This is a genomic window from Streptomyces sp. NPDC056373 (assembly GCF_042262425.1).
Taxonomy (GTDB): domain Bacteria; phylum Actinomycetota; class Actinomycetes; order Streptomycetales; family Streptomycetaceae; genus Streptomyces.
Map to the genome: position 1 here is coordinate 382,926 of NZ_JBHJPX010000002.1, position 13,604 is coordinate 396,529.

A 13,604-nucleotide genomic window follows, 5' to 3' on the forward strand; every position below is an offset into this window, starting at 1 on the left:
TTCCCTTGCGAAACAAACCGATAGGATCGCCCCCATGCGCCGTTCGAAAATCGTCTGTACTCTCGGCCCCGCGGTCGACTCCCACGATCAGCTTGTCGCGTTGATCGAAGCCGGCATGAACGTGGCCCGCTTCAACTTCAGCCACGGCAGCCACGCCGAGCACCAGGGCCGGTACGACCGGGTCCGTGCCGCCGCCAAGGAGACCGGCCGGGCCATCGGTGTCCTCGCCGACCTCCAGGGCCCGAAGATCCGTCTGGAGACCTTCGCCGAGGGTCCCGTGGAGCTGGTGCGCGGTGACGAGTTCACCATCACCACCGAGGACGTCCCGGGCGACAAGACGATCTGCGGGACGACCTACAAGGGTCTGCCCGGCGATGTCACCAAGGGCGACCAGGTCCTCATCAACGACGGCAACGTCGAGCTGAAGGTCACCGAGGTCGAGGGCCCCAAGGTCAAGACGATCGTCATCGAGGGCGGCGTCATCTCCGACCACAAGGGCATCAACCTGCCCGGCGCGGCCGTCAACGTGCCCGCGCTGTCCGAGAAGGACGTCGAGGACCTCCGTTTCGCTCTCCGCATGGGCTGCGACCTGGTCGCGCTGTCGTTCGTCCGGGACGCCAAGGACGTCCAGGACGTGCACCGCGTCATGGACGAGGAGGGGCGCCGGGTCCCCGTCATCGCCAAGGTGGAGAAGCCGCAGGCGGTGCAGAACATGGAGGACGTCGTGATGGCGTTCGACGGTGTCATGGTCGCCCGTGGTGACCTGGCCGTCGAGTACCCGCTCGAGAAGGTCCCCATGGTGCAGAAGCGCCTGATCGAGCTGTGCCGGCGCAACGCCAAGCCGGTGATCGTGGCGACCCAGATGATGGAGTCGATGATCACCAACTCGCGTCCGACCCGCGCCGAGGCCTCCGACGTGGCCAACGCGATCCTGGACGGCGCCGACGCGGTCATGCTGTCCGCCGAGTCGAGCGTGGGCGCGTACCCGATCGAGACCGTGAAGACGATGTCGAAGATCGTCGCCGCGGCCGAGCAGGAGCTGCTCTCCAAGGGCCTGCAGCCGCTCGTCCCGGGCAAGAAGCCGCGCACGCAGGGCGGTTCGGTGGCCCGGGCCGCGTGCGAGATCGCCGACTTCCTCGGCGGCCGGGGCCTGGTGGCCTTCACCCAGTCCGGCGACACCGCCCGCCGTCTGTCCCGCTACCGCGCGCAGCAGCCGATCATCGCCTTCACCACCGACGAGGGCACCCGCAACCAGATGGCGCTGAGCTGGGGCGTGGAGCCGTACGTGGTGCCGTTCGTGAACAGCACCGACGAGATGGTCGACCTGGTGGAGCAGGAGCTGGTCAAGCTCAACCGCTTCAACGACGGCGACATCGTGGTCATCACCGCCGGTTCGCCCCCCGGCGTGCCCGGCACCACCAACATGGTGCGGGTCCACCACCTGGGCGAGGCCAAGGGCTGATCCGCACAGGGCCGTGCAGGCCCGCGCACACCGCCGAGGGCGCCCCCGGGATCCGGGGGCGCCCTCGGCTTGACGCACTCAGTGGTTTCGGCCGGGGCGTCACGCCTCCGCGGCCGCCCATAACAGCGCATGGGCCAGGGCGTCGAAGTTCTCCCTGTAGAACCCCAGGCGGATGTGGAACGGCTCCTCCGCGAAGACGCCGCCCTGTACCAGGAACATGGTGGGCGCGGCGTGCACCGTGTGGAGTTCCTCCGTGGCGAGACGGAAGTCGCGTGACTGCGTGTGCGGTCCGGCCAGGCGTTCCAGGAGGGCGTCGACCTCGTCCCGGCCCGCGCCGACCAGGAGGGTCAGCTCCGTGTCACCGGCGTAGTGCCCGCGCAGATGGCTCAGCGCCTCGTGCATGGCCGCCACCTGGGAAGGCGCGAGCCGCGCGATGAACACGTCGCCGTCGCGGGTCAGTTTCAGCTGAGTTCTCACCCGCCTCCTCTCTCCGAAGCAGTACGAGGGGGCCGTGAAGGCCCGTACACGGCACCGAGGGCGCCTCCTGGGATCCAGGGGGCGCCCTCTGTGTGTGCGGCTCCCGAAAGGGCTCTGAGGGGCGCTCAGCCGGTGGTGAAGTTGTGCAGCCCCGGCACGTGCAGGGTTCCGCCGAACTGTCCGGCCTGCTGCACCTTCACGTTGGTGAAGTAGATCAGCGGGATGTTCAGCGGCGGCGGGTGCTCCGGGTCGAACGTGATCGGGATCAGCCCGAGCAGGTTGCCCGAGATGCTCTCGGTGTACATCACGGTGTCGCCGTCGCGGATCGTGGACGTCGAGCCCTTGGCCGCCTGCACGTGGTAGGTCTTGCCGGACTGCTTGTCCTGGACGGTCTGGTGCAGGTCGCCGATGTCGGTGCCGCCGGATATGACGTACTTCAGCACCTTCTTGACGGTGCCGTCGGCGGTCCGCACCTCGACGACGCCCTTGTAGTCGGCGCCCTTCAGCGTCAGCGAGCTGGCGTTGAGGAACCACGGGTCGTCGGGCAGCGGCACCTTGTTGTCGACGCCGCCCTCGGCGTCGGTGGCGGCCGGGCAGTCGTCGGCGTCCGTGCTCGGGGAGGGGCTGGGCGAGGCGGTGGCCTCCTTCGCCTTCTCCGCCGCGTCCTGGGCCGCCTTCTCGACGGCCTTGGTGGTGTCCTCGACCGTCTTGCCGGTGTCCTTCACCGTGTCGGACGCCTTGCCGGCGGTGTCCTTGACGGTGTCCTCGACCGTGCCGGTGGCCTTCTCCGCGGTGTCCTCGGCGCCGGAGGCGTCCTCGGCCGGCTTCTCGGTGCTCTGCGAGGCCGAGGAGGACGGGGCCGGGCTGGGGCTCGCCCCGTCCGCGCTGTCGTCCTTGCCGCCGTTGAAGATGCCGCCGATCGCGTCGCCGATGTCCTCCAGGATGTTGCCGCCGCTCTTCGACGGCGAGGGGGACGGGGTGGCCGCCCCGTCGTCGCCGCCCGCGGCGGGGGCGCTCGTGGACGGGCTCGGCTCGGGCTCGGCCTTGTCGCCGGAACCTGAATCCGACGAAGAGGAACCGCCGTTGTTCGCCTCCGTGCCGCCCGAGGGGGACGGCTTCGGGGCGGTGTCGCCCTGCTCGTCCTTCTCGTCCGTCGCACCGTCGCTCGCCGAGGGGGACGGCGTGGGCGAGGCGGAGTCGTCGCCCTTGGAGTCCCCGGCCTTGCCGGCGTCCTCGAGGGCCGCCACACAGTCCTTGTACTCGTCGGCCGTCAGGCTCTTGGAGGTCGGCGCCGCCGGGGTGTCGCTGTCGGCTATGGCGAGCGTCGACGTGAAGCCCATGCCCATGAGCACCGCCGTCGGCATCGCCGCCATGGCTATCGCCTTGCCGGCCGGCCTGTTGAACCTGGTGAACAGCGGCTTCTTGGGTGCCGCGTGGCGCGGCCCGGTTCTCACACGGGACGCCTCCACATCAGTCCCGTGGGTCACCTCGTCAGCCGGCACTGTGCCTCCCGTTCGCCCCGTTGGCCGGGTTCGTTCCTGAAAGATCGTTCGGCTCGTCCACCCCGCCCACGGGGCGCAGCACCGTGGTGTCGGGGTCCGTGGCCCCGGGAGCCCCGTCCACGCCCGTGCTGGCCATGGCGGCGGGCTGTCCCGCGGCCGGTGCGCCCGGCGCCCACGCCACGGCCATCGCCCCGCCCACGAGGGCGAGGAGGAAGCCGACGAGGAAGCCGCCGAGGTTGGACACGGGGATGGACACCAGCGCCAGCAGGATCGCCGCGACTCCCGCGAAGACGCGGACGTGCTTCTGGAACCAGAGGCTGACGCCCAGTACGACGAGCAGCACGCCGATGATCAGGGACCCGGCACCCGCGGTGGTCGCCATCGCCAGCGTCAGGTGACCGATCTGGAGGTTCGCGTACGGGAAGTAGGCGATGGGCAGTCCGCTGAGGAGGACCAACAGCCCGGCCCAGAACGGCCGCTCACCCCGCCAGGCGCGGAACTGCTGCCTCCGGACGGTGAACTGGCCGGTGGCGGCAGGAGTCTCGGCGCTCATGGAAAAACAGCTCCCTGGTACAGCGTTGCTGTGGTGGTGATGTGGGCCCCGCGTGAAGGCGCGGCCGGAAGGTGGACGGGCGGGGGCGCCACCGGCTCCCCCGCCCGTCATCGAGTGCTTAGTAGCACTCCTTGACACCCGTCGACAGCGACATCTTCAGGCCGCTGAGCTTGAAGGTTCCGGCAGTGGTCGCCCACGCCGTCTGCTTCACGTCGGTCAGGGTCGCCCTGTCCGCCTGCTGGGCGAAGCCGTACGGGTTGGACGTCTCGCCCTTCCGCATGGCCGGACCCTTGTTGGCGTCCTTGGCGGCCACACCGATGTCGATGTTCTCGAACGTCGCATCGGCGCTGAGGTCGGCGACGTCGATGTAGAGGTTCTGGGCCTCCACCGGCTTCGCACCCTGCCCCGCACGCAGGATCAGGCTGACGTTCCCGAGCACCGGAATGTTCGGGGTGACGACCGACTGGCACAGGTTCTTGATCGTCGCCGACTTGAACGACGAGACCGCGACCGGGTGGACGGCCTTCTTGCCGTCCATCGTGTATCCCTCGTCGAGGGCGCCGTACTGCGAGAAGCCCTCACCGACGAGCTGGTCTGTCGTGACCTTGAACGACTGGCCGGAGACGCTGAACGACGCGGCGAGAGCGCCCTGCGCGAGGGCGACACCTATCGCAGCCGTGGCGGCGACGCTGGGCACCATGACCACAGCGAACCGCTTCCATCTGGTCCCGCCACGCACCTGGGACTCCATATTTCCTCCTTCTCGGACGTACATCTCCTGTCCTGGCTCGCCCCGATTGGCGGCTCAGCCGGGCAGGGATGGGAGAAGTGCTACGTCCTCGGGAAGGAGAGCGCCTGCACTCGGCGGCGCAAACGCGCCCGAATCACCGGCGATCACCCCCGAGCGACAACCACTGGTCGCGCCTGACACGCATCACGCACAACCCTGCTGGACAGGCTTCGCCGGAAGGGCGAAGACCCCCCTGTCCAAGAGCCGGCGCCACTGCCGCCGGCTCTGCTCGGTGGGGACCCAGGTTGTCCCGCGACCCAACCGGCTGCCGGGGTACGGGAATGGACCGAGCGTGGCCGATCGTGGTGCATTCTCGCCGCGCGCACAAGGGGGATCGTTACTCGCTAGTAACGGCCGGATAACCGAACAACGACCCATCGGTCTCGGACGACGACTCAGGGTGGCACCGGGTGGCGGCACAAAGCTGTTGATCGATGGACAGAATCCGACAGATCAACGCCCGGGACTTACTCCTAGTAACAGCGGCCGCGATTACCAAGTTTTGGTAAAACGCGGCCGCGGTGACCCGCTGTAGGCAAATTTTTCACGCGGGCACCACATGCCCGCGTGTTTAACGACTGGTCAGAACAGGGCGCGCGCCAGGGCCCTGCGGGCCGCGATCACCCGGGGATCGTCGGGCCCGACGACCTCGAACAGCTCCAGCAACCGCATCCGCACGGTGTCCCGGTCGTCACCCACCGTACGCTGCACGGTCTCGATGAGCCGGCCGAACGCGTCCTCGACATGGCCGCCCACCAGATCCAGGTCGGCGGCGGCGATCTGCGCCTGCACGTCGGCCGGCTTGTCGGCCGCGTCCCGGCGCACCTGCTGCGGGTCGACGCCCTGCACCCGCTGGAGCAACTCGGCCTGCGCGAGACCCAGTTTGGCCTCCTCGTTGCCCGGGTCCTCGTTCAGCACGTTCTTGTACGCCTGGACGGCACCGGACAGATCGCCCGAGTCCAGCGCCTGTACGGCGGCTTCGAGGAGCCCGTCGTGCGGACCGGCCGGCCGCTCGGGAGCCGCCGGGGCACCGCCCGGCACGGCGTCGGGGTCGACGGTGAGACCGGTCAGGCCGAAGCGCTGCTCGCCGACCTGTACCAACTGGTCGAGGGTCTGCCGGATCTGGGCCTCGCCCGCCGCGCCCTGGAAGAGCGGCAGCGCCTGCCCCGCGACGACCGCGAACACCGCGGGGATTCCCTGGATGCCGAACTGCTGCATCAGCATCTGGTTGGCGTCGACATCGACCTTGGCGAGGAGGAAGCGGCCGTTGTACTCGACGGCCAGCCGCTCCAGGACCGGGCTGAGCTGCTTGCAGGGCTCGCACCACTCGGCCCAGAAGTCGATGACGACGGGGACCTCGGCGGAACGCTGCAGGACGTCGCTCTCGAACCCCGCCTCGTCGACGTCGATGACGAGATCGGCCGGGGAGATCGCCCCCGTCCCGCCCTCCCGGGCTGCTTGCGCGCGCGTCTGCTCCGCCTTCGCCTTGGCCTCCTGGGCCGCCTTCACCGCGGCGAGGTCGACGACTCCGCTCATGGACATGTTCCGTGGCTGCATGCGTCTATCCTCCCCCGTCCTGCGCGCGTGTGTGAAAAACGGTGTGAAAGCAAGGCCGGTCCGTGCCTTCCGGCGCCGGGTCCCCACCCCACGCCGGGTGTACCGAGGCCCGCGTACGTCCCTCACAGGCTTTCGCTACGAGTCGTAGCGTAATGCCACACCGCACCGCCGGGACACCACCCCCCGGTGATCTCCCTCACGACGCCCCACGGGAACCGCAGGCTTATGGTCGGGAGATGCAGAGTCGCAGCCCAGCACCCCGCACCGGGCGACCGCGCAGCGCCACGGCGGACGCCGCGATCCTGGCCGCGACGCGCGAGGCGCTCGTGGAACTGGGCTGGTCCAAGCTCACCCTCGGAGACGTCGCGACGCGCGCCGGGGTTGCGAAAACCACGCTCTACCGCCGCTGGGCGGGCAAGAACGAACTGGTCGTCGACGCGGTCGCGGAACTCTTCGACGAGCTGGAACTCCCCGACCGCGGCTCCCTGGCCGCCGACATCGAGGGTGTGGTCCTGCAGTTCGCCGCGATCCTGGCGCTGCCGGAGGCGAGGAGCGGTCTGATGGCGGTGGTGGCGGAAGCCACCCGCGACGAGGCACTGCGCGAACGCATCCGGGCCTCGGTGGTCGACCGCCAAAAACGCCTGGTCCTGGAGGGCCGCGCCCGGGCCCAGGCCCGGGGCGAACTCCCCCCGGAGCCGGACCCCGCCTCGGCCGACCGCACGGCGGACCTGATCTTCGACATGGTGGCGGGAGCGGTGGTCCACCGCACCCTGGTGAGCGCGGAACCGGCGGACGAGGAATGGGTCCGCAGCTTCACCAGGGTGCTGTTGCACGGGCTGGGGGCATAGCCCCTCAGAAGCCGGCCGGCTCCGTGTAAACCCCCCACTCGTCGCGCAGCACGCCGCAGATCTCCCCGAGCGTGGCCTCCGCGCGTACCGCGTCCAGCATCGGCCCGATCATGTTGGCGCCGCTGCGGGCGGCGGCCAGCATCGCGTCGAGCGCGGTGCGCACCGCGGCGTCGTCACGGGCCGCCTTGCGCGCGCCCAGCGCCCGGACCTGCTCGCGCTCCACCTCGTGGCTGACCCGCAGGATCTCCAGGTCTCCGGTGACCGACCCGTCGTGGCAGTTCACGCCGACGACCCTCTTGTCGCCCTTCTCCAGGGCCTGCTGGTACCGGAACGCCGACTCGGCGATCTCCCCGGTGAACCAGCCGTCCTCGATCCCGCGCAGGATCCCGGAGGTGATCGGGCCGATGGGGTGCTGCCCGTCGGGGTGCGCCCGCAGCCCGCGCTCCTTGATCTGCTCGAAGATCTTCTCCGCGTCCGCCTCGATCCGGTCGGTCAGCTGCTCGACGTACCAGGAACCGCCCAGCGGGTCGGCCACGTTGGCGACGCCGGTCTCCTCCATCAGCACCTGCTGGGTGCGCAGCGCGATCTCCGCGGCCTGCTCGCTGGGCAGCGCGAGGGTCTCGTCGAGGGCGTTGGTGTGCAGCGAGTTCGTCCCGCCGAGCACGGCGGCCAGTGCCTCCACGGCCGTGCGCACGACGTTGTTGTAGGGCTGCTGCGCGGTGAGGGAGACGCCCGCGGTCTGCGTGTGGAAGCGGAGCCACTGCGCCTTCTCGGACTCGGCGCCGTAGACGTCGCGCATCCAGCGGGCCCAGATGCGGCGCGCCGCACGGAACTTGGCGATCTCCTCGAAGAAGTCGACGTGCGCGTCGAAGAAGAAGGACAGGCCGGGGGCGAAGACGTCCACGTCCAGGCCGCGCGAGAGGCCCAGCTCGACGTACCCGAAGCCGTCCGCCAGGGTGTACGCCAGCTCCTGCGCGGCCGTCGAGCCGGCCTCGCGGATGTGGTAGCCGGAGACGGACAGTGGCTTGTAGGCGGGGATGCCGGCCGCGCAGTGCTCCATCAGGTCGCCGATGAGCCGCAGATGCGGCTCGGGCTGGAAGAGCCACTCCTTCTGGGCGATGTACTCCTTGAAGATGTCCGTCTGAAGCGTGCCGTTGAGGACGGACGGGTCGACGCCCTGCCGTTCGGCGGCGACCAGGTACATGCAGAAGACGGGGACGGCCGGGCCGCTGATGGTCATCGACGTCGTGACGTCACCGAGCGGGATGTCCTTGAACAGGACCTCCATGTCGGCCGCCGAGTCGATGGCGACCCCGCAGTGCCCGACCTCGCCCAGCGAGCGCGGGTCGTCGGAGTCGCGGCCCATGAGCGTCGGCATGTCGAAGGCGACCGAGAGCCCGCCCCCGCCGTTGCGGAGGATCATCTTGTAGCGCTCGTTGGTCTGCTCGGCGTTGCCGAACCCGGCGAACTGCCGGATGGTCCACGTCCGCCCCCGGTAGCCGGTCGCGTACAGGCCGCGGGTGAAGGGGTACTCCCCCGGCCAGCCGATCCGGTCGAACCCGTCGTAGGTGTCACCGGGCCGGGGCCCGTACACCGGCTCCACGGGGTCGCCGGAGAGCGTGGTGAAGTCGGCCTCGCGCTTGCGCGCGGCGTCGTACCTGGCCTGCCAGCGGCGGCGGCCCTCGTCGATGGCGTCAGCGTCCATACCCTCGAATTTACTTGGACGTCCTAGTAAATGTCGATGGCTGACGGGAGTGACCTGGCGAACGGGTGAGAACGACCGCCGCACGCGTGCGTGCGGCGGTGGCGCCGGCGTGCGGCTACGCCTTGGCGGGCGTCGGCGCGTCCTCGGCGGTCCGGGCCTCCAGCTCGTGGCTGATCCGGCGCTCCACGAAGAACGCGGCCGTCGGAACGGTCCCGGCGAGCAGCACCCACAGCTGCTTGCCGACCGGCCACTTCGCCTTGGAGCCCAGGTCGAAGGCGAAGATCAGGTACAGGACGTACAGCCAGCCGTGCGCGATGCCGACGACGCGCGTGAAGTCATCGGCGCCGTCCATCTTCAGCAGGTACTTGGCGATGACGCCGATGGTCAGCAGGACCAGCAGGACACCGGTGACGTAGGCCATCACGCGGTAGCGGGTCAGCACGCTCTTCTTCATGCCGTCGAGCGTAACGACCCGTTCCGGGAGATCTTGCCCCGGGTCACTCCTCCTCGAAGTCGCCCGCCGAGACGCGCAGCGGCCGCAGCATCGCGAAGATCTCCGCGCATTCCTCGGCGTCGTACGTCCCGAGCCCGAAGTCCATCGCCATCAGGTCGCGGGTGGCCGACTCGACGACCTCGCGGCCCTTGCCGGTGATGCTGGCGAGGGTGCCCCGGCCGTCGTTCGGGTTGGGCCGTTTGGCGACCAGACCCGACTTCACCAGCCGGTCCACGGTGTTCGTCACGGAGGTGGGGTGCACCATGAGCCGCTCGCCGATCTTGGACATCGGCAGCTCGCCGGACTTGGAGAAGGTGAGCAGCACCAGCGCCTCGTAGCGCGCGAACGTCAGCCCGTACGGCCTGACCACCGCGTCCACCTCGGCGAGGAGGATCTGCTGGGCCCGCATGATCGAGGTGATCGCGGCCATGGACGGCACGTTCCCCCAGCGCTGCTTCCAGCGTTCGTCGGCACGCGCGATCGGATCGAAGGAGAGACTGAGCGGCTTCGGCACGAACCCGACCTTACCGGCCGGTCACATGGTGGTCAGCACCGTCTCGCCCTTCGGGCGCGGGCATCGGCTGCGGTGCGCGGACCGCTGTCCACGACGAGGCAGACGAAGAGAAACCCCGGCCACGACGGGCCGGGGTTCCCGGAACAGCTCGGGGCGGAACCGCTACTCGGAGAGGTGCCGCTCCACGGTCTCCACCTTGGACGTGAGACCGTCCGTCACACCGGGGCGGATGTCCGCCTTGAGAACGAGGGAGACCCGGGGTGCGCGGCGCTCGACCGCGGCGACCGCGCGCTTGACGACGTCCATGACCTCGTCCCACTCCCCTTCGACTGAGGTGAACATCGCGTCGGTGCGGTTCGGCAGTCCGGACTCGCGCACCACCCGCACGGCGTCGGCGACGTACTCCCCCACGTCCTCGCCGACCCCGAGCGGCGTCACGGAGAAGGCGACGATCATGCGCCCACCACTCCTTCCTTGCGCGCGCGGGAGGCGATGACCGCGTCCTCGGTCTCACGCCGGAGCCTGCGCTCGGCGAAGAACCCGCCGGTGGGGAGCACCGAGAGGACGAAGTACAGCGCGGCGGTCCTCAGCGACCACTTCGCACGGTTCCACGCGTCGGCCCAGAAGATCACGTAGAGGACGAACAGCACGCCGTGCACCATGCCCATCACCGGCACGGCGTTGAAGTCCGTGGTCCGCTTCAGCACCGAGCAGACCAGCAGGAGGAGGAAGGAGGTCGCCTCGGGGGCCGAGACCAGGCGGAGGCGGCGGATGGCGGTGGCGGTCTTGAGGTCCACGGGTCACCTTCGGTGGGAGTTACGCGACGGCGGTCTGGTCGGTAGGGACGGCAGGCACGGGCCCACGGTTTGTGAACGCGCGCACAAGCGCCCCGCCCATTGTGGCAAACCTCCGCGGGCCCTCCGGCCCGGGGTCCGTCCCCGAGCCCCCAGGGGTGTGGTCAGGGTCGTTCTCCACCTACGGGCCCTGTCCGTGGGGCCCGGCCTGCCGATACCTTCCAGTCGTGGCGATGTTCCGACTTCAGAGCAGCAAGGTGCTCGCCGTCGACATGACCGGAGACGCCGTCAAGGCGAAGAACGGCTCGATGGTCGCGTACGACGGCGAGATGGCCTTCAAGAAGCTCAGCGGCGGCGGCGAGGGGATCCGGGGAATGGTGACCCGGCGGCTGACCGGTGAGCAGATGACGTTGATGGAGGTGAAGGGGCGCGGGACCTGCTGGTTCGCGGACCGTGCCTCCGAGATAAACCTGGTCAGCGTCCAGGGCGACAAGCTCTACGTCGAGTCGAGCAACCTGCTCGCGACCGACGGCGGGCTGCGCACGGGCACGGAGTTCACCGGCCTGCGCGGCGCCTCGCAGGGCAACGGGCTGTTCACGACGACCGTCGAGGGCCACGGCCAGGCGGCGATCATGTCGGACGGCCCGGCGGTGGTGCTGCGGGTGAGCGCGCAGTACCCGCTGACCGTCGACCCGGGGGCGTACGTGGCGCACCAGGGGAATCTGCGGCAGTCCTTCCAGTCCGGTGTGACGTTCCGCACGCTGCTCGGGGAGGGCGGCGGCGAGGCGTTCCAGATGCGGTTCGAGGGGGACGGGCTGGTGTACGTGCAGCCGAGCGAGCGGAACACGATCGCGGGAGACGTGTGAGATGGCCTTCCGGGAGATCAACGGGAAGATGGTCGAGGCGACGGTCGCTCCGGGGCAGCGGCTGTTCAGTCAGCGCGGGGCGATGCTCGCGTACAAGGGCGAGGTGTCGTTCACGCCCAACATGGCGGGTGGCCAGGGCGGGATCATGTCGATGATCGGCCGTCGCGTGGCGAACGAGGACACGCCCCTGATGTCCGTCGAGGGCAGCGGCACGGTCCTGTTCGGGCACGGCGGGCACCACGTCCAGGTGATCCGGCTCTCGGGCGACACGCTCTGCGTCGAGGCGGACCGCCTGCTGGCCTTCGAGGGCACGCTCCAGCAGGGCACGATGTTCCTGGGCTCGCAGGGCGGCGTCATGGGCATGGTGCGCGGCCAGGTCAGCGGCCAGGGGCTGTTCACGACGACGCTGAAGGGGCACGGGGCCGTCGCGGTCATGGCCCACGGCGGCGTCATCGAGATCCCGATCAGCCCCCAGCGGCCGGTCCATGTGGACCCGCAGGCCTACGTCGCCCACCACGGCGACGTCCGCAACAAGCTGTCCACCGCGCTGGGCTGGCGGGACATGGTGGGCCGCGGCTCGGGCGAGGCGTTCCAGCTGGAGCTCAGCGGCAGCGGTGCGGTGTACGTCCAGGCGTCGGAGGAGAAGCTGTGAGCACCTACGGAACCCCGGGCACCGGCCCCGTGGTCTTCGACCCGGCGACCCTGCCCGCGGACGACAACGTCAATCCCTACACCTTCTGCGTGGAGCTCAAGGGGAGCCAGTGGTTCCTGCAGAAGGGGAAGATGATCGCCTACTACGGCTCGATGGACTTCAACGGCGTCGGACACGGCCGGCTGGACCGTCTCGTGCGCACCTCGTTCCATTCGCCACTGCACGCCAGCGACTGGGTCGTGGCGGAGGGCTCGGGCAAGATGCTCCTCGCCGACCGGGCCTTCGACGTCAATTCGTACGACCTCGAAGACGGCAATCTGACCATTCGCTCGGGCAACCTGCTCGCTTTTCAGCCAACTCTGGCACTGAAGCAATCAATCGTGCCGGGTTTTCTGACCCTCATCGGAACCGGAAAGTTCGTGGCCGCGTCCAACGGACCGGTGGTGTTCATGGAACCCCCGATCCGGGTCGACCCGCAGGCCCTGGTCGGCTGGGCCGACTGCCCCTCTCCGTGCCACCACTACGACCACGGGTACATGACCGGCGTCATGGGCGGTCTACGTGCACTGACGGGCCTCGGAGGCGCCTCCGGCGAGGAGCACCAGTTCGAGTTCGTCGGCGCCGGGACGGTGCTGCTCCAGTCCTCCGAGACCCTGATGGCCGAGCAGGCCACGGGGGCCGTTCCGCACCAGGCCGGCGTGCCCGGCGGCGGGGCGCACAGCCCCCAGGCGGGACAGTCGGGCGTACCGCGTCTTCCCGGACAGCTGGGCGACCTCCAGCGTCGCTTCGGGCTGTGAGCGGTAGTCTGCGGAGTGTGACATCGAACGCCCTACGCACCCGTGTTCGGCAGGTGTGCGCTGTCACACGAAAACCCTCACTAGTTCGCCTTTCAACTTTTTAGGTAGACTTCATTCATGGAGACCGAGACGGCCACCCGCTGGCTGACCGATGCGGAGCAGTGCGCCTGGCGCACCCACCTGGAGGTCAACAGGCTGTTGACGTACCAGCTCGAGAAGGACCTGCAGCCGTTCGGCCTGACAATGAACGACTACGAGATCCTGGTGAATCTCTCCGAGTCCCCCGACCAGAGGATGCGGATGAGCGACCTCGCCTCCGCCACCCTCCAGTCCAAGAGCCGCCTCTCGCACCAGATCACGCGCATGGAGAACGCGAACCTGGTCCGGCGGGAGAACTGCGAGTCGGACCGCCGGGGCCTCTACGCGGTCCTGACCGACCACGGCATGGCGACGATGCAGAAGGTGGCGCCCCACCACGTGGCGTCCGTGCGCAGGCACTTCATCGACCTGCTGTCCCCCGAGGCCCTGACCGAGCTCGACAAGGGCCTCAAGCCCATCGCGCAGCACCTGCGCGGCCAGCGCGGGCGCCCGTAA

At 69.4% G+C, this 13,604-nt stretch carries 16 protein-coding genes; 6 read left to right on the forward strand and 10 right to left on the reverse strand.

All coding sequences use genetic code 11. From position 1 onward, the window contains the following. The first annotated feature begins 34 nt into the window (after nt 1–34). The gene (gene pyk / locus ACFCXS_RS05645; protein WP_376641793.1) at nt 35–1,462 is read left to right on the forward strand and encodes a pyruvate kinase; all 1,428 of its coding nucleotides are present in this window, start codon (nt 35–37) and stop codon (nt 1,460–1,462) included. A gap of 99 nt (nt 1,463–1,561) precedes the next feature. Here the strand turns inward: pyk and ACFCXS_RS05650 are convergent, their stop codons facing one another. The 5 genes from ACFCXS_RS05650 to ACFCXS_RS05670 all read right to left on the reverse strand — a co-directional run bounded on the left by ACFCXS_RS05650 (nt 1,562) and on the right by ACFCXS_RS05670 (nt 6,341). Then, nucleotides 1,562–1,939 carry a hypothetical protein gene (locus tag ACFCXS_RS05650; protein WP_376641794.1) on the reverse strand — a complete coding sequence of 126 codons (378 nt, stop codon included), beginning with the start codon at nt 1,937–1,939 and terminating at the stop codon, nt 1,562–1,564. Nucleotides 1,940–2,064: 125 nt separating this feature from the next. Continuing rightward, nucleotides 2,065–3,441, reverse strand: coding sequence for a hypothetical protein (locus tag ACFCXS_RS05655; protein WP_376641795.1), 1,377 nt, complete (start codon nt 3,439–3,441; stop codon nt 2,065–2,067). Next, the gene (locus ACFCXS_RS05660; protein WP_376641796.1) at nt 3,431–3,994 is read right to left on the reverse strand and encodes a DUF6114 domain-containing protein; all 564 of its coding nucleotides are present in this window, start codon (nt 3,992–3,994) and stop codon (nt 3,431–3,433) included. Before ACFCXS_RS05660 ends, ACFCXS_RS05655 begins: the two co-directional genes overlap by 11 nt. A gap of 118 nt (nt 3,995–4,112) precedes the next feature. Further along, nucleotides 4,113–4,745, reverse strand: coding sequence for a DUF6230 family protein (locus ACFCXS_RS05665; RefSeq protein ID WP_376641797.1), 633 nt, complete (start codon nt 4,743–4,745; stop codon nt 4,113–4,115). Between the two features lie 621 nt (nt 4,746–5,366). After that, complete coding sequence (locus tag ACFCXS_RS05670) at nt 5,367–6,341, reverse strand: tetratricopeptide repeat protein (protein WP_376641798.1); 975 nt, start codon at nt 6,339–6,341, stop codon at nt 5,367–5,369. A gap of 236 nt (nt 6,342–6,577) precedes the next feature. On the opposite strand from ACFCXS_RS05670, the gene ACFCXS_RS05675 reads away from it, so the two are divergent. Beyond that, a complete protein-coding gene (locus tag ACFCXS_RS05675; protein WP_376641799.1) occupies nt 6,578–7,189 on the forward strand; it encodes a TetR/AcrR family transcriptional regulator in 612 nt (203 codons plus the stop codon). Between the two features lie 4 nt (nt 7,190–7,193). Here the strand turns inward: ACFCXS_RS05675 and ACFCXS_RS05680 are convergent, their stop codons facing one another. The 5 genes from ACFCXS_RS05680 to ACFCXS_RS05700 all read right to left on the reverse strand — a co-directional run bounded on the left by ACFCXS_RS05680 (nt 7,194) and on the right by ACFCXS_RS05700 (nt 10,698). After that, nucleotides 7,194–8,894, reverse strand: coding sequence for a methylmalonyl-CoA mutase (locus ACFCXS_RS05680; RefSeq protein ID WP_376641800.1), 1,701 nt, complete (start codon nt 8,892–8,894; stop codon nt 7,194–7,196). A 115-nt stretch (nt 8,895–9,009) separates the two neighbouring features. After that, nucleotides 9,010–9,348 carry a DUF3817 domain-containing protein gene (locus tag ACFCXS_RS05685; RefSeq protein WP_376641801.1) on the reverse strand — a complete coding sequence of 113 codons (339 nt, stop codon included), beginning with the start codon at nt 9,346–9,348 and terminating at the stop codon, nt 9,010–9,012. 43 nt (nt 9,349–9,391) lie between these two features. Continuing rightward, nucleotides 9,392–9,901 (reverse strand): MarR family winged helix-turn-helix transcriptional regulator, encoded by a 510-nt coding sequence (locus tag ACFCXS_RS05690; protein ID WP_376641802.1) that lies wholly within the window; start codon nt 9,899–9,901, stop codon nt 9,392–9,394. Between the two features lie 162 nt (nt 9,902–10,063). After that, nucleotides 10,064–10,357: an MTH1187 family thiamine-binding protein gene (locus ACFCXS_RS05695; protein WP_376641803.1), complete on the reverse strand. Its 294-nt coding sequence runs from the start codon at nt 10,355–10,357 to the stop codon at nt 10,064–10,066. Then, a complete protein-coding gene (locus ACFCXS_RS05700) occupies nt 10,354–10,698 on the reverse strand; it encodes a DUF3817 domain-containing protein (protein ID WP_376641804.1) in 345 nt (114 codons plus the stop codon). Before ACFCXS_RS05700 ends, ACFCXS_RS05695 begins: the two co-directional genes overlap by 4 nt. A gap of 230 nt (nt 10,699–10,928) precedes the next feature. Here ACFCXS_RS05700 and ACFCXS_RS05705 point away from each other — a divergent pair, with 230 nt between their 5' ends. The 4 genes from ACFCXS_RS05705 (at nt 10,929) to ACFCXS_RS05720 (ending at nt 13,604) form a co-directional block, all read left to right on the forward strand. Further along, nucleotides 10,929–11,561 (forward strand): AIM24 family protein, encoded by a 633-nt coding sequence (locus tag ACFCXS_RS05705; RefSeq protein WP_102911820.1) that lies wholly within the window; start codon nt 10,929–10,931, stop codon nt 11,559–11,561. Between the two features lies 1 nt (nt 11,562). Then, nucleotides 11,563–12,213 (forward strand): AIM24 family protein, encoded by a 651-nt coding sequence (locus ACFCXS_RS05710; protein ID WP_104788723.1) that lies wholly within the window; start codon nt 11,563–11,565, stop codon nt 12,211–12,213. Next, nucleotides 12,210–13,010: an AIM24 family protein gene (locus ACFCXS_RS05715; RefSeq protein ID WP_376641805.1), complete on the forward strand. Its 801-nt coding sequence runs from the start codon at nt 12,210–12,212 to the stop codon at nt 13,008–13,010. Before ACFCXS_RS05710 ends, ACFCXS_RS05715 begins: the two co-directional genes overlap by 4 nt. Nucleotides 13,011–13,127: 117 nt before the next feature. Next, entirely contained in the window at nt 13,128–13,604 is a 477-nt protein-coding gene (locus ACFCXS_RS05720; RefSeq protein WP_376641806.1) for a MarR family winged helix-turn-helix transcriptional regulator, read from the forward strand.

Bases quoted from the DNA above. Each gene is read 5' to 3' on its own strand.
- pyk (WP_376641793.1), top strand. From the start codon at position 35: ATGCGCCGTTCGAAAATCGTCTGTACTCTCGGCCCCGCGGTCGACTCC.
- ACFCXS_RS05660 (WP_376641796.1), bottom strand. From the start codon at position 3,994: ATGAGCGCCGAGACTCCTGCCGCCACCGGCCAGTTCACCGTCCGGAGG.
- ACFCXS_RS05665 (WP_376641797.1), bottom strand. From the start codon at position 4,745: ATGGAGTCCCAGGTGCGTGGCGGGACCAGATGGAAGCGGTTCGCTGTG.
- ACFCXS_RS05670 (WP_376641798.1), bottom strand. From the start codon at position 6,341: ATGCAGCCACGGAACATGTCCATGAGCGGAGTCGTCGACCTCGCCGCG.
- ACFCXS_RS05675 (WP_376641799.1), top strand. From the start codon at position 6,578: ATGCAGAGTCGCAGCCCAGCACCCCGCACCGGGCGACCGCGCAGCGCC.
- ACFCXS_RS05680 (WP_376641800.1), bottom strand. From the start codon at position 8,894: ATGGACGCTGACGCCATCGACGAGGGCCGCCGCCGCTGGCAGGCCAGG.
- ACFCXS_RS05685 (WP_376641801.1), bottom strand. From the start codon at position 9,348: ATGAAGAAGAGCGTGCTGACCCGCTACCGCGTGATGGCCTACGTCACC.
- ACFCXS_RS05695 (WP_376641803.1), bottom strand. From the start codon at position 10,357: ATGATCGTCGCCTTCTCCGTGACGCCGCTCGGGGTCGGCGAGGACGTG.
- ACFCXS_RS05705 (WP_102911820.1), top strand. From the start codon at position 10,929: ATGTTCCGACTTCAGAGCAGCAAGGTGCTCGCCGTCGACATGACCGGA.
- ACFCXS_RS05710 (WP_104788723.1), top strand. From the start codon at position 11,563: ATGGCCTTCCGGGAGATCAACGGGAAGATGGTCGAGGCGACGGTCGCT.
- ACFCXS_RS05720 (WP_376641806.1), top strand. From the start codon at position 13,128: ATGGAGACCGAGACGGCCACCCGCTGGCTGACCGATGCGGAGCAGTGC.